The sequence below is a fragment of the Flavobacterium plurextorum genome (assembly GCF_024638035.1).
Lineage (GTDB): Bacteria > Bacteroidota > Bacteroidia > Flavobacteriales > Flavobacteriaceae > Flavobacterium > Flavobacterium plurextorum.
This window is the reverse complement of record NZ_CP100442.1, coordinates 2,084,553-2,097,982: the sequence shown is the minus strand read 5'-3', so window position 1 is coordinate 2,097,982 and position 13,430 is coordinate 2,084,553. Positions and strand designations below refer to the sequence as shown.

The 13,430-nt window shown below is 31.2% G+C and carries 19 protein-coding genes; all 19 read right to left on the bottom strand.

Annotated features, from left to right (window positions below):
* Positions 1-194: 194 nt before the first annotated feature.
* On the bottom strand, positions 195-431 hold the full coding sequence (locus NLG42_RS09355; protein WP_257683580.1) for a hypothetical protein: 237 nt from the start codon (positions 429-431) through the stop codon (positions 195-197).
* Between the two features lie 35 nt (positions 432-466).
* Positions 467-1,294 carry a hypothetical protein gene (locus NLG42_RS09350; protein WP_257683579.1) on the bottom strand — a complete coding sequence of 276 codons (828 nt, stop codon included), beginning with the start codon at positions 1,292-1,294 and terminating at the stop codon, positions 467-469.
* A gap of 20 nt (positions 1,295-1,314) precedes the next feature.
* Positions 1,315-1,746, bottom strand: a complete 432-nt coding sequence (locus tag NLG42_RS09345; protein ID WP_257683578.1) for a hypothetical protein — start codon at positions 1,744-1,746, stop codon at positions 1,315-1,317.
* Positions 1,747-2,005: 259 nt separating this feature from the next.
* Complete coding sequence (locus NLG42_RS09340) at positions 2,006-2,326, bottom strand: hypothetical protein (protein WP_257683568.1); 321 nt, start codon at positions 2,324-2,326, stop codon at positions 2,006-2,008.
* 215 nt (positions 2,327-2,541) lie between these two features.
* On the bottom strand, positions 2,542-2,766 hold the full coding sequence (locus tag NLG42_RS09335) for a LapA family protein (RefSeq protein WP_257683567.1): 225 nt from the start codon (positions 2,764-2,766) through the stop codon (positions 2,542-2,544).
* A 4-nt stretch (positions 2,767-2,770) separates the two neighbouring features.
* A complete protein-coding gene (locus NLG42_RS09330) occupies positions 2,771-3,172 on the bottom strand; it encodes a hypothetical protein (protein ID WP_257683566.1) in 402 nt (133 codons plus the stop codon).
* 243 nt (positions 3,173-3,415) lie between these two features.
* Positions 3,416-4,714, bottom strand: a complete 1,299-nt coding sequence (locus NLG42_RS09325; protein WP_257683577.1) for a DUF389 domain-containing protein — start codon at positions 4,712-4,714, stop codon at positions 3,416-3,418.
* Complete coding sequence (gene nhaA / locus NLG42_RS09320; RefSeq protein WP_076388494.1) at positions 4,704-5,858, bottom strand: Na+/H+ antiporter NhaA; 1,155 nt, start codon at positions 5,856-5,858, stop codon at positions 4,704-4,706. The genes NLG42_RS09325 and nhaA overlap by 11 nt, the downstream gene beginning before the upstream one ends.
* Before the next feature lie 196 nt (positions 5,859-6,054).
* On the bottom strand, positions 6,055-6,855 hold the full coding sequence (locus tag NLG42_RS09315) for a hypothetical protein (protein ID WP_257683576.1): 801 nt from the start codon (positions 6,853-6,855) through the stop codon (positions 6,055-6,057).
* Between the two features lie 184 nt (positions 6,856-7,039).
* Positions 7,040-7,909: a mechanosensitive ion channel family protein gene (locus tag NLG42_RS09310; RefSeq protein WP_257683575.1), complete on the bottom strand. Its 870-nt coding sequence runs from the start codon at positions 7,907-7,909 to the stop codon at positions 7,040-7,042.
* Between the two features lies 1 nt (position 7,910).
* On the bottom strand, positions 7,911-8,711 hold the full coding sequence (locus NLG42_RS09305; RefSeq protein ID WP_257683574.1) for a transporter: 801 nt from the start codon (positions 8,709-8,711) through the stop codon (positions 7,911-7,913).
* Positions 8,692-9,405: a sll1863 family stress response protein gene (locus NLG42_RS09300; RefSeq protein WP_257683573.1), complete on the bottom strand. Its 714-nt coding sequence runs from the start codon at positions 9,403-9,405 to the stop codon at positions 8,692-8,694. Before NLG42_RS09300 ends, NLG42_RS09305 begins: the two co-directional genes overlap by 20 nt.
* Before the next feature lie 62 nt (positions 9,406-9,467).
* The gene (locus tag NLG42_RS09295; protein ID WP_257683572.1) at positions 9,468-10,046 is read right to left on the bottom strand and encodes a hypothetical protein; all 579 of its coding nucleotides are present in this window, start codon (positions 10,044-10,046) and stop codon (positions 9,468-9,470) included.
* Between the two features lie 18 nt (positions 10,047-10,064).
* Positions 10,065-10,289, bottom strand: coding sequence for a lipopolysaccharide assembly protein LapA domain-containing protein (locus NLG42_RS09290; protein WP_257683571.1), 225 nt, complete (start codon positions 10,287-10,289; stop codon positions 10,065-10,067).
* 4 nt (positions 10,290-10,293) lie between these two features.
* Positions 10,294-10,695 carry a hypothetical protein gene (locus NLG42_RS09285; RefSeq protein WP_257683570.1) on the bottom strand — a complete coding sequence of 134 codons (402 nt, stop codon included), beginning with the start codon at positions 10,693-10,695 and terminating at the stop codon, positions 10,294-10,296.
* 107 nt (positions 10,696-10,802) lie between these two features.
* Positions 10,803-11,798, bottom strand: a complete 996-nt coding sequence (locus NLG42_RS09280) for a helix-turn-helix transcriptional regulator (protein WP_257683569.1) — start codon at positions 11,796-11,798, stop codon at positions 10,803-10,805.
* Positions 11,799-12,046: 248 nt separating this feature from the next.
* On the bottom strand, positions 12,047-12,367 hold the full coding sequence (locus NLG42_RS09275; RefSeq protein ID WP_257683568.1) for a hypothetical protein: 321 nt from the start codon (positions 12,365-12,367) through the stop codon (positions 12,047-12,049).
* 215 nt (positions 12,368-12,582) lie between these two features.
* Positions 12,583-12,807, bottom strand: coding sequence for a LapA family protein (locus NLG42_RS09270; RefSeq protein WP_257683567.1), 225 nt, complete (start codon positions 12,805-12,807; stop codon positions 12,583-12,585).
* 4 nt (positions 12,808-12,811) lie between these two features.
* Entirely contained in the window at positions 12,812-13,213 is a 402-nt protein-coding gene (locus NLG42_RS09265; RefSeq protein WP_257683566.1) for a hypothetical protein, read from the bottom strand.
* Positions 13,214-13,430 lie beyond the last annotated feature (217 nt).

Below are 13,430 nucleotides of genomic sequence, written 5' to 3'. Positions count from 1 at the left end.
AGGTTTTGGTTTGAAAAAGAGGTTTTTTCACAGCCTGACGTTCTGGCGCTTGGCGAGGTTGGGGATTAAAGAAGCGAGATTTTTCGGTTAAACACAAATTTTTCCAAATACAAAACCAACTTTCAATTAAGCCTATAAACCCAATCTTGCCAAACGGCTGTTAGCGGTTCGGCTTTTTTTTCGGTTTCAATGTTTTACCATTCAACATCCTCAATTTCACTTTCGTTAACATCTAAAGTTCCTAAATATTCTTCAGTGGTAATATCCTTTAATATGAAAAGTAAATAATCCTTTTCAGGAAATATTTCTTTTCGATGATAAACATCAACACTTGGTCTATAAGGTTTTGATTTGTTGGCAATAACTAAACACTTTAAATTACCACAAATTACTCTTTGATTTATTTTGTATTTCATTTGATTATTCTGCATAATTTACTTTCGGTTTTATCGTTTCCTATTAATATTTAATTTATCACAATAATTCCAATATTTTCATCAGATTTGATGGCATAAGTTAAATCTCCTCTTTGAATTACTTCTTCTCCATTAATAAATTTTGTTCCATATTTCCTTATAAGTTCATTATCAATTGAATCAGAAAAAGTTTTAGGCATTACAAAGACAATTTCTGCAACATTTCCTTGCGATGTATATTTAACAAGAGCTTGAATTAAACTACTATTTGTGTATGTAACAATATCAAATGCTCCATCAACGCTTCTTTTCTTTTCGCCACTTTGTTCAAACGAAAAACTTATTTTAGCCATAATTTGAGAAAGAGTAGTTGAATTCATTATAACATCAGAAATGTCAAAATTGGTTTCTTTTAATTCAGAATTACTAGAAGAATGGTTACTAATTAGTTTATTATAACCTTCATTTGTATAAAAATTTTTTCTACTGACTTGTTGGCTATTAATTTTTGCTTCTAAAATGAACAATATATTTCCACCTTTTGAAGTGTAAGTAAATACGTAAGCAATTAATGCTTTTCCGCTTGTAAAACCAAAAGGGTCAGATTTAATGTCGGGCTTGTAAAATTCAGAATAATATCCATACTTATCATAACTTGTTTCGTCAAGAAAAATCGGGCCATATTTTTTAGAGGTATTGTAATAATTATCTACAATAGTAATAAATGAATTATATAACGAAAAAGTAAATTTTTCTTTTCCAATACTTCCGTTTTCTGATTTGGAAAATTCAGTAGTTGTACTTGGAATATATTGAGAATAAGCGTTTATACCTAATGATAAAAAAAGAATACAAATTATATGTTTTATGAATTTCATTTTCAAATGTTATTAGTTTACTAATTGTTCGGGTAAAATACCAAGTTACCATTATAGTCTTTTTTATAAGTACCTAAAGTATTTCCATATTTATCTTTTTTTACAATATTTCCATTGTAATCTTTTGATAAAGTATAAATTACATTGCCATATTGGTCTTTTACAACTTCATTTCCATTATAATCAGTAGATTGTGTACTTTGTTTGTTTCCATAACTGTCTTTTGAAACAGTATTTCCGTTATAATCTTCAGAATCAGTTTTTATTACATTACCGTATTTGTCTTTCCATACGAAATCTCCATTGTAATTTGTTGAACCTGTTGCTACAATATTGCCATATTGGTCTTTTGCCACAGTATTGCCATTATAATCTTTCGAATAAGTAAGTTTTTGACTGAATCCAAATGTAGTTACTAATAATAATGCTAAAGTAAAAATTATTTTTTTCATTTTTTTTTCCATTTAAATTTGCTTACTCCATTCGGTTTTCGGCTTTCCCGTTTGCGGTTCGTTTTTGAAGCTGACCGCTAACGGATTGCAGCTTGGCGAAGTGGCGGATTTAGAAGCACTTACTTTCAATTTAGCACTAAACTTCATTTGAAAACCGAATGTTCAATTTAGCACTGAACCCGCCATTTTGCCAAACTGCTGTTATAGCCAGTGGTTATTTATTCAACACTACTAGCAGAACCCCAATTTTATCGTTAAATCACATTACAGGACTGACAATTTTTACTAAAATTTCTTTTGTATAAACTTTAGTGTTTGTAAGGTTTGAAAAACCTGTTGTTTCAAGAGTAGTTCCTTCAAATTTCTTGTCTGACGATAATAGAACAATATTGTCCTTTGGGTTTACAAGTTGCACCAAATCTGCTCCAGACTGTCGGACAAAAATACTGAGTAATTGATTGAGATTTTCAGTGTTATTCCTTAGTAATTCGCTTCTTACTGACCACGAAAAAACTTCTGTAGCAAACTCAAGGTGCTTTATTTGCAAACTGTCAATTTTGCTTTCATATTGAGTTATCAATTGTGTTTTCTCATTATTAAAGGTTTTATCGTTTATGCGAATTTTAATGGAAAACGAGATAAAAACGACCAACAACAATACGATTAAAACTGTTGCAGCTTTATTGTTTTTGAAAAAGCCAACAAGTTTTTCTTTGAATGTGTTTTGGTTTTACTTTGAGAGGTTTCAACAAAATTATTTTTTTCTTCTGTACTCATATTGTTTGTTTTTAGAAATTAACTTATCTTATCAGAATCTTCAATTGTTAGTTTTTTCAGAATTGAAAATATTAAACCACTTGAAATTGCACCTAAAATGTAAATTATAGCAGTTGCAAACGATAAAGGTATAGTAACACTCCATTTTAAAAAAGACAACTGTACGGTTTCTAAGTTTTGTACAATAAAAATAACTGCTACTCCAAAAAGGAGTAGCAGTACAAATGTTTTTAAAAACTTCATAACATTACTTATTGAAAGTAGTTCGAGAAATTTCTGTCCCAACTGGGTAATTCAAATTTCCTTGTTCTTCAGCTGTAATGAAAATTTCCTTAACATTAAATGGAGTTGTTGTTTTCAATGTTGCTTTTTTAGCATTTTTGTTAATTAATTGACCAACATTTTTAGTGGTTCCATTTTCAACAACTATCCAAACACTGTAGTTGTTTTTAGGGGGATTTAATCTACTAGCTTCCGCTAAGTTTATTGCAGTTACTTCAATTACAAAATTTTTGTTTTTGTCCTGCTTTTTTGTAGCGGTAATATTCGCAGCAGGTACTGTGCTCGAAACGGGAAAATTGGCTGTGCTTGCACAAGCTGACATTAGTGCTACCACTCCGATAATTGCTAAATGTTTGATTGTTCTCATTTTTTTTGTTTTTAATTTTATTTAATACCTACTCTTAAAGATTTTCGGCATTCTCTCCTTTGAAATGTGTGGTCATTTTGCTGTGTCTGTCGTCCTACCATTGGCTATAACGTTTTGCAGCTTGGCGAAGTGGCGGATTTTAAAGCACTTACTTTCATTTTAGCACTAAACTTCATTTGAAAACCAAATGTCCAATTTAGCACTGAACCCGCCATTTTGCCAAACTGCTGTTACCTGCTGCCCTTATTCTTGCTTAATTAATTTCACATTTGTTGTTTTCAATTTTTGGTTTAACCAATTTCTGATTTTTTCTGTATCTACATTTTCCTTTTTATTGTCAATTTGATAAAGAACAACTGTTAGAACTTTTGCACTATCAGTATTTTGATTTATTGAATGTCTACCAAACGATACATTTTTAAGTTCTGGAAATAATATTTTTAATTCTTTCTGAATATCAGAATTATCAAATTTATATTCTCCAAGTTCATTTTGAAGATTATTTATTAAAACATCTTTTTCAGATAAATTTTTATTCTGATTATTTAATTCATTTAAAATTTCACTTTTTAAATCTTTTGCATCTTGTTTTATTTCTAATTTTGTATTGCTAATATCGTATTGAACTAACTTTTGATTTAACACTTTTATTTCTTCAGCATTAAATTTTTTGGTCAAAAATGCGACTTCAATTTTTTTAGGATTTGAATTAAATTTTGTGTTTTTATAAATAATTGTGTAGCCTTTATTTGTAAACTCATTTGAGATAAACCGTTCTACTTTTTGAGCGTACTTTTTTTCATTGAGTAGATTATATGCCAAATAAAAACTTGGAATTATCATAATCAAAATTAAAGAAGTGATGCCATATCTAATTTGTTTTTCAAATTTAGGATTCAAACTTCTTACAGGTTCATATTTTAGATATTTAATTATCAAAAAAGTAGAAATACATATAAAAAAGCAATTAATCGTGTATAAATAAAAAGCACCAAAAAAATATGAAAAATTTCCTATCGCTAAACCATAACCTGCTGTACAAAGAGGAGGCATTAAAGCCGTGGCGATAGCCACGCCTGGAATTGGATTCCCTTTTTCTACTCTTGTTAGAGCAATTACACCTACTAAACCTCCAAAAAAAGCGATAAGAACATCATAAATATTTGGAGATGTTCTTGCTAATAATTCTGATTGAGTTTCTTTAAAAGGACTTATGAAAAAATAAATTGAAGCGACTACTAAACTTACAATAGTTGCTATTAAAAGGTTTTTTCCTGATTTTTTTAGTAATTCGAAATCATAAATTGCCAAGGCAAATCCTGCTCCAACTATTGGACTCATTAATGGAGAAATAAGCATTGCACCAATGATGACTGCTGTTGAATTTACATTTAAACCAACTGATGCAATTACGATTGCACAAGCCAAAATCCATAAGTTAGAACCACGAAAAGAAATATTGGATTTTATATTTTCTAAAACTTTTTTTTGCTCCTCTTCACCATTATGAAGATTAATAAAATCAAACACTTTATTGCTCATCGTCTATATATGTTTTGTTTAAAATCCCGTTCAAAACAAAAAAACCTAAAAGTCCTGCTATTAATGAAGAAATTAAGATTATTAATTTTGAGTTATTTATTATTGTTTCGTTGTCAAAAGCAAGTAAGGTTACAAAAATAGACATTGTAAAACCTATTCCTGCCAAAAGTCCTACACCAAAAATTGACTTCCAATTTAAATCTGATGGTAGTTTGCAAAGTCCAAAAGTGACTGCTAAAAGTGCGAAAAGAAAAATACCCAAAGGTTTGCCAACTATTAGACCAAGTGCTATTCCTAAGCTGTTATTTTCTGTCAATGTTTGTGAAATGTCGCCACTAAAAACTATTGCTGTATTGGCTAACGCAAATATTGGTAAAATTATAAAAGCAACTGGTTTGTGTAGAAAATGTTGCAAAATATACGAAGTTGATTTTTCGCCTCCATTACCAAATGGAATGGCAAATGCCAACAAAACACCCGTAATAGTGGCGTGAACGCCTGAATGAAGCATAAAATACCACATTGCAACTCCGCCTATTAAGTAGGGAATTAAATTTCTCACATTTAGTTTTCCGATGATAAATAACAAAAGCCAAATTCCTAATGCGATAAATAGGTTTGTCCAAAGTAAAGTTTTGGTGTAGAAAATGGCAATAATAATTATTGCTCCTAAATCGTCAATAACTGCTAATGCTGTCAAAAATATTTTTAGAGAAGTTGGTACTCGATTGCCTAACAGTGATAAAATTCCCAAAGCAAAAGCAATATCTGTCGCCATTGGAATACCTGCACCTGATTGCGTTGCAGTTCCATAATTGAATAACAAAAATATTCCTGCTGGAATCAGCATTCCACCCAATGCACCAAAAATTGGTAATAAAGCGTCTTTGATATTTGAAAGTTCGCCTTGATAAATTTCTCTTTCTAATTCCAATCCAATGAGCAAAAAGAAAATAGTCATTAAACCATCATTAATCCAATGCTCAAAACTGTGTCCTGCAAGTTGACTTTGGAAAAAGTCGTGATAACTTGCTCCAAAATTTGAGTTAGCAAGTGTCAATGATAAAATTGTGCAAGCAATTAAAACAAGACCACCTGCTTTTTCGCTGTTAAAAAAATCTGTAAATATTTTAGTTGCTTTCATTTATTTTGTCTCTCGGTTGATTGTTTATGCGTTCTGTCATAGGGTTGCAGGTAACGTTCTCGCGCTACACGCGGTTTGGGTCTAAATTAGCGTTATTTTTCGGCTTAATCAAATTCTCACAAATACAAAACCATTTTTAAATTAAACCAAATGCCCAAATCGCTTGTAGCGTGTGTTAGCACTCGTTATTCTTCGGTCAATTTTCAGAATACCTTTTGGTTATATCCATAAATACTTCTCTGTCTGCGATTGAAAACAATAGCATTTCTGTGTAGTATAAATTTTCCTCTTTTTCTTTGTCACCTTTCCATAACTTTTGATTTATCTGCTTTACGAGATTATTCAGTTCGTAGTATGCGTCTTTTTTATTTATGAAAAGTTTCTTGTCGGAGTTTTTTATAAAAAGTTTGTGGTCTAAATGTTTGATGTCAGGTGTGTGATAAACGGAAATATTTTTTAGTCTAATCAATACGTTTAGATCAAATGCAGACATTTTTGAATTTCTACCTTCTGGAATTGGAAAGTATTGTTGTCCTGCATTTTCTGATAAAATAATCCAATTAATTGAGTACGCAACACGAGAGTCGTAAATTATGTTTCTGTCTGGAAATAAATATGAGCCAACTTTTGAAGAACTAGCAATTCTATTAAAATCAGGTTTGTCTTGCTCTAAGAAGGTCGTGATAAGATTTATTGTATCATCGTCTTTGGCTGTTAAAATACCTCCCCAATCTTTAATAACCCATAAACAGAGTTTGTCAAATAAAGGTTTATTTGTCTTTAATGTTTCGTTTAGTTTTCGTCCGACGATTTTTTTAAGTTGAAGTTCTTTTTCGTAACGAGATGATGCGTTAATTTCCTTTACTTGACTTTCTGTTAGGGTTTCCAATTCAACAAGCCTTTCAATTTTTGCGTTCCAATTGTATAAAGTTGGCAAGTCAGATTTATACTTTTCTAAGTGCCTTACAAATTTGTCGATGTCGAAGTTTATTTTCATTCGGTATCTTTCTGTTATAATGAGTGCTAACGTTTCTCAGCTATACGCAGGCAGGGATTTTAACCACTGAATTTCCTACGAAGAACTGAACTTCAAATTTATCACTTTCCTGTCCTACGAAGCACGAAACCCCTGCTTGCGTATAGGTGATGTTATAGCCAGTGGTTCTTTCAAGTTAGTATACTTAATCTCTTGTTACTTTTAGCTTGTTCGCTAAGTCATAGTTTTTTAACTCTACAATATTTGCAGGCAAACTAAAACCGCCTGCTATTAGAGCTTCAACAACGTCATTCATCACCTGCGAACGAATGTTATTATGGACAGAACGTTTGGTAGATTTAAAAGTATTTATCCAAAATTTCACATTGATATTGATAGAGTTTGTAGCCAGTTCATCAATCGCTATTATTGGCTTTTTGTCGCCTTCCAAAACACCCTCCACATTATTTACTCTTTCAATGATTATTTTAATGGCTTCCGTTGGGTTGTTTTCATAGGCAATGCCTACTGTAAATTCATACCGCAGATAGCCATCCAAGGTATAGTTGAATAAGGGATTTTTGAGAAGAATGGCATTGGGTAAAAAAACATCTTTTCCATCGGGAGTTTTTACCATTGTTTCTCGAATGCTTATATCTTTTACATGACCTGTTATGCCGTTTACTTCAATTAAATCATCCAACCTAAACGGACTTTTAAATGCGAGAATAATTCCCGCCAAAAAGTTTTCGCCAATATCTTTTAATGCAAAACCTATTACAAAGGTTAATAATCCAGCACCAGAAAGTAACTTATTGGTAAATGAACTTAACCCGAGTAAATAAAGAGTAGTGAAAACAACAATTGACTTCAGAACAAAACCCACTATTTGCGAGGTGAAATTAGCCGTGATGTGATTAGGCGATTTCTTGGCCAACCTCAATTTCACTCTGCGTTGCAGGAAGTTGGAAATTATAAACCCAACTACTACAAATGCTAAAATAAAAACAAGGTTGATGTAGTTTTCTCTAAAATATTGAATTACTGCGTTGTAAAACTGTATTGATTTTTCCATATTATTTTACACTATTCCTAAATTTAAGAAACCTATAACTAATCCCTGTACTTACAAAATAATCAGTAAGACCTTGATTTTTTCCGAAGCCAGAAGACAAGTCGATAGCAAAATCATTATTTATTAGATAAGCAAACCCTCCTTCAAAACGAGTTTGAAAAACAGATTGATTAATTTGTCCATAGTTACCAACAAAACCACTTAACTTTTTATGAATTTGAAAACCAAAGTTTATAACATATTTACCAAGCGGATTAGGGTCATTGCCACTATATGACATTACCCAGTTAGTAGCTAAACTCATGTTTTTAGGTAAAACCCAATTGGCAACAAAAATCATATCTGCCGCAACGTATTTAGTTTCAAACTCACAAGAAACATTTGGGATTTTTAAACGCATTTGAAACCCAGTAACAGGGAACCAACCTTTTTGCTCATTAATATGTGCTCTAAACCCAAAATGTAAATTACTTATGCCTTCTCTATGTTTATAAGTATTGTTTTCAAAACTAATTTCTTCATTTTGGTAGTCTATTAATGTGCTTACTTCAATTGTTTCTGAAATACCATATCTAATAATATTATTAGACACAAACCCTTTTATAGGATTTGTGTCTTCAATGGAATAGTAATTTATACCTTGCTGAAATTGCAATACATTTTTTCCAACGGTAAATGCACCTATGGATTGCCCAGGTCTACCTGTTCTAATAATTTCGTTAAACTGACCAAAACATGTGCTTGAAACAATAAAAAAAAATAGGACTGCGGTAAGTTTCAGGTTACTTTTTTTGTTTTTCATTTTCTTCCATTTCTTTCTCAAAAGTAGAAATACTTTCATCTAAAGCAGATTTTAGTTGGTCTATTTCAGCCTTTACTTCTTCTTTTTTGTCATTAGCGGCTGCTTGGTATTCTTCCATTTTTTTGTTTAGTGTAGCTTGTTGTCCATCTACCTTTTGCTTTTGAGTTTTTAGTTTTTCCTGAACCACTTTACTCAAACTTTTATATTTTGCTTCCGCTTTATCTGCTCTTGATGCAACGTCAGCTTTCATTTCTTCAACTTGTTTGTTTAGTTCTTCCCATTTTTCAGCAGCTAAATCTTTAGAAACATCCACAACATCAGATACTTCTTCTTTAACATCTTCTATAGTTGTTTCTTTATTGTCTTTGTCAGACGAACCACAAGACGCTAAAATTAACGCCAATACAACGATAGTAAATAAGGATTTTAACTTATCAAACCCTTCTTTAAAAGAATCGGAAGCGGTAGAAAATACCTCTTTCGTTTCTTCCCATTTCTCCTCAGCAGCATTTTCCAAATCTGCAAATTTGCTTTCTAAGTCAGATTTTTTAGATTCTAAATCCTTGATAGTTTCTTCATATTTTGACTTAACATCCTCTTTTACCGATTCTTTTTTTGCTTTTAACTCATTGATTTTTGCTGAAATTTCATCAATGGTTTGGTTAGCTTTCGATTTGAATTCTTCTTTGTTCATTTTGTTTAGATTTTAAATTTGATTAAATTTTCCTACTCGTAAAGCTGTTCGGATTCCGCCTTTCAGAGTGCTGAATCGTTAGATTTTAACTCTACGATTAGAACCCCAATTTTATCGTTAAAACCCATTACCGGACTGACAATTTTTACTGAATTTGCTTCTGTATAAACTGTAGTGCTTGTAAGGTTTGAAAAAGCTGTTGTTTCAAGAGAAGTGCCTTCAAATTTTTTGTCTGACGATAATAGAACAATATTGTCTTTTGGATTTACAAGTTGAACCAAGTCTGCCCCAGACTGTCGGACAAATACGCTTAATAATTGATTGAGATTTTCAGTGTTATTCCTTAGTAATTCGCTTCTTACCGACCACGAAAAAACTTCTGTAGCAAATTCAAGGTGCTTTATTTGCAAACTGTCAATTTTGCTTTCATATTGAGTTATCAATTGTGTTTTCTCATTATTGAAATTTTTCTCGTTTATGCGAATTTTAATAGAAAACCAAATAAAAACAACCAACAGCAATACGGTTAAAACTGTTGCAGCTTTATTGTTTTTGAAAAAGGCAACAATTTTGTCTTTGAATGTGTTTTTGGTTTTACTTTGAGAGGTTTCAACAAAATTGTTTTTTTCTTCTGTACTCATATTGATTGTTTTTAAAAATTAACTTTTCTTATCAGGGTCTTCAATTGTTAGTTTTTTTAGAATTGAAAATATTAAACCACCCGAAATTGCACCTAAAATGTAAATTATAGCAGTTGCAAACGACAAAGGTATAGTAACACTCCATTTTAAAAAAGACAACTGTACGGTTTCTAAGTTTTGTACAATAAAAATAACTGCTACTCCAAGAAGGATTAGCAGTACAAATGTTTTTATAATCCTCATAACATTACTTATTGAAAGTAGTTCGAGAAATTTCTATCCCAGCAGGGTAATTTAAATTTCCTTGTTCTTCAGCTGTAATGAAAATTTCCTTTACATTAAATGGGGTTGTTGTTTTTAAGGTTGCTTTTTTAGTATTTTTGTTAATTAATTGGCCAACATTTTTAGTTGCCCCATTTTCAACTACTATCCAAACACTGTAGTTGTTTTTTGGTGGATTCAGTCTAGAAGCTTCCGCTAAGTTTTTTGCAGTTAATTCAATAACATAATTTTTATGTTTGTCTTGTTTTTTTGTAGCGGTGATATCCGCAGCAGGTGCTGTACTTGAGACAGGGAACTTGGCTGTGCTTGCACAAGATGTCATTAGTGCAACTACACCAATGATTACTAAATTTTTAATTGTTGTCATTTTTTTTTTAATTTTATTTATTATTAGCAAAGATAATATTCATTAGCTTTATTTTGAAAGGTGTATACTATTAGACCCGCATCAGATAGAAATACACCTTTTTGAGATTATTTGAACTTGCTTGGTAAAATTCCATAATATTCTTTAAATCTTGAGGTAAACATTGAAACGCTTTTATAACCACAAGCAAATGCAATTTCTTTTATACTTAATTGTTCTTCTTCCAAATACAGTTTAGCTCTATTCATACGTTCTGCCATTAAAATATTTAGGAAGCTCTTTCCGTATAGTTTTTTAAATCCTGTTTTTAGCTTTGTTTCATTTGTTCCCAATTCTTTAGACAAAATACTGAGTGTAATAGGTGTGTTGAAGTTATGATGAATATACTCCTTAGCTTTAGTTATTAGTTGCATATCTACTTTTTTCAGCACTGTATTGTCATACCCATATTTCAATTCGTTTAGGTATTGTTCTGTGCTAATCCATAGAAGTTCCAATGCTTTTGATTCGAGAAAAAATCGTTTGGTTAAACCTTCTTTTGGTGTATTTAAAATTTCGGAGAGAACTTCCGAAATAGAATAACTATAGTGACTTTGATAAATAAAATGTTCTTCCATTTCATCATTGCCAAGTACTTTTACAAAATTTTTAGGAATTGAAAAAAAAGCATTATCCAAATCAAATTCAAATCTATTTGTGTCGACTTGCAAAATAAACAGCTCAATATTTTTTTGATTTGGAAGTATTATTGATTGTTGGTTGATTCCTTTTGCTGCCACAATTGAAGAAAAGCCATCATTCAAGCGGTATCTAATATTTTTGGATAATGTATGAATTAATTCACCACTCTTAATAATTATAAAACGCAAATAATTGTTATTATCTTCTTTTATTGCCAGTTGAAATTGAGATTCAATACTTCCATTTATTGAATTAAAATCAAATCCATTTCCGAAAGAAAAGCCGCTGATAGTAAAATCATTTCCTTTTTTTCTAATTACAGATTTGTATTCATAACCATTTTTCGCAAACTTAGTACCTAATTTGGCTTTAAACGATTTATGTAAATTTTCAATTTTACCGTTATTTATATCTATTATCATTTTCTTCTTGGATTCTTTAATTTTTAGTCAACCTATTTCAGGAAAGTACACTTTCTACCATTGGCTATAACGGATTGCAGCTTGGCGAAGTGGCGGATTTAGAAGCACTTACTTTCAATTTAGCACTAAACTTCATTTGAAAACCGAATGTTCAATTTAGCACTGAACCCGCCATTTTGCCAAACTGCTGTTATAGCCAGTGGTTATTTATTCAACACTACTAGCAGAACCCCAATTTTATCGTTAAATCACATTACAGGACTGACAATTTTTACTAAAATTTCTTTTGTATAAACTTTAGTGTTTGTAAGGTTTGAAAAACCTGTTGTTTCAAGAGTAGTTCCTTCAAATTTCTTGTCTGACGATAATAGAACAATATTGTCCTTTGGGTTTACAAGTTGCACCAAATCTGCTCCAGACTGTCGGACAAAAATACTGAGTAATTGATTGAGATTTTCAGTGTTATTCCTTAGTAATTCGCTTCTTACTGACCACGAAAAAACTTCTGTAGCAAACTCAAGGTGCTTTATTTGCAAACTGTCAATTTTGCTTTCATATTGAGTTATCAATTGTGTTTTCTCATTATTAAAGGTTTTATCGTTTATGCGAATTTTAATGGAAAACGAGATAAAAACGACCAACAACAATACGATTAAAACTGTTGCAGCTTTATTGTTTTTGAAAAAGCCAACAAGTTTTTCTTTGAATGTGTTTTGGTTTTACTTTGAGAGGTTTCAACAAAATTATTTTTTTCTTCTGTACTCATATTGTTTGTTTTTAGAAATTAACTTATCTTATCAGAATCTTCAATTGTTAGTTTTTTCAGAATTGAAAATATTAAACCACTTGAAATTGCACCTAAAATGTAAATTATAGCAGTTGCAAACGATAAAGGTATAGTAACACTCCATTTTAAAAAAGACAACTGTACGGTTTCTAAGTTTTGTACAATAAAAATAACTGCTACTCCAAAAAGGAGTAGCAGTACAAATGTTTTTAAAAACTTCATAACATTACTTATTGAAAGTAGTTCGAGAAATTTCTGTCCCAACTGGGTAATTCAAATTTCCTTGTTCTTCAGCTGTAATGAAAATTTCCTTAACATTAAATGGAGTTGTTGTTTTCAATGTTGCTTTTTTAGCATTTTTGTTAATTAATTGACCAACATTTTTAGTGGTTCCATTTTCAACAACTATCCAAACACTGTAGTTGTTTTTAGGGGGATTTAATCTACTAGCTTCCGCTAAGTTTATTGCAGTTACTTCAATTACAAAATTTTTGTTTTTGTCCTGCTTTTTTGTAGCGGTAATATTCGCAGCAGGTACTGTGCTCGAAACGGGAAAATTGGCTGTGCTTGCACAAGCTGACATTAGTGCTACCACTCCGATAATTGCTAAATGTTTGATTGTTCTCATTTTTTTTGTTTTTAATTTTATTTAATACCTACTCTTAAAGATTTTCGGCATTCTCTCCTTTGAAATGTGTGGTCATTTTGCTGTGTCTGTCGTCCTACCATTGGCTATAACGGTTTGCACCTACACGCAGGTGGGGATTTTTAGCTCTGAACTTCAGTAAAAGTACAGAACTTGGATTTAGCACTTCACTTTCATAGAAGCACTGAACCCCCACTTG

Bases quoted from the DNA above. Each gene is read 5' to 3' on its own strand.
- NLG42_RS09315 (WP_257683576.1), bottom strand. From the start codon at position 6,855: ATGAAAATAAACTTCGACATCGACAAATTTGTAAGGCACTTAGAAAAG.
- NLG42_RS09345 (WP_257683578.1), bottom strand. From the start codon at position 1,746: ATGAAAAAAATAATTTTTACTTTAGCATTATTATTAGTAACTACATTT.
- nhaA (WP_076388494.1), bottom strand. From the start codon at position 5,858: ATGAAAGCAACTAAAATATTTACAGATTTTTTTAACAGCGAAAAAGCA.
- NLG42_RS09290 (WP_257683571.1), bottom strand. From the start codon at position 10,289: ATGAGGATTATAAAAACATTTGTACTGCTAATCCTTCTTGGAGTAGCA.
- NLG42_RS09285 (WP_257683570.1), bottom strand. From the start codon at position 10,695: ATGACAACAATTAAAAATTTAGTAATCATTGGTGTAGTTGCACTAATG.
- NLG42_RS09325 (WP_257683577.1), bottom strand. From the start codon at position 4,714: ATGAGCAATAAAGTGTTTGATTTTATTAATCTTCATAATGGTGAAGAG.
- NLG42_RS09270 (WP_257683567.1), bottom strand. From the start codon at position 12,807: ATGAAGTTTTTAAAAACATTTGTACTGCTACTCCTTTTTGGAGTAGCA.
- NLG42_RS09265 (WP_257683566.1), bottom strand. From the start codon at position 13,213: ATGAGAACAATCAAACATTTAGCAATTATCGGAGTGGTAGCACTAATG.
- NLG42_RS09280 (WP_257683569.1), bottom strand. From the start codon at position 11,798: ATGATAATAGATATAAATAACGGTAAAATTGAAAATTTACATAAATCG.
- NLG42_RS09310 (WP_257683575.1), bottom strand. From the start codon at position 7,909: ATGGAAAAATCAATACAGTTTTACAACGCAGTAATTCAATATTTTAGA.
- NLG42_RS09350 (WP_257683579.1), bottom strand. From the start codon at position 1,294: ATGAAATTCATAAAACATATAATTTGTATTCTTTTTTTATCATTAGGT.
- NLG42_RS09305 (WP_257683574.1), bottom strand. From the start codon at position 8,711: ATGAAAAACAAAAAAAGTAACCTGAAACTTACCGCAGTCCTATTTTTT.
- NLG42_RS09330 (WP_257683566.1), bottom strand. From the start codon at position 3,172: ATGAGAACAATCAAACATTTAGCAATTATCGGAGTGGTAGCACTAATG.
- NLG42_RS09355 (WP_257683580.1), bottom strand. From the start codon at position 431: ATGCAGAATAATCAAATGAAATACAAAATAAATCAAAGAGTAATTTGT.
- NLG42_RS09335 (WP_257683567.1), bottom strand. From the start codon at position 2,766: ATGAAGTTTTTAAAAACATTTGTACTGCTACTCCTTTTTGGAGTAGCA.
- NLG42_RS09295 (WP_257683572.1), bottom strand. From the start codon at position 10,046: ATGAGTACAGAAGAAAAAAACAATTTTGTTGAAACCTCTCAAAGTAAA.
- NLG42_RS09300 (WP_257683573.1), bottom strand. From the start codon at position 9,405: ATGAACAAAGAAGAATTCAAATCGAAAGCTAACCAAACCATTGATGAA.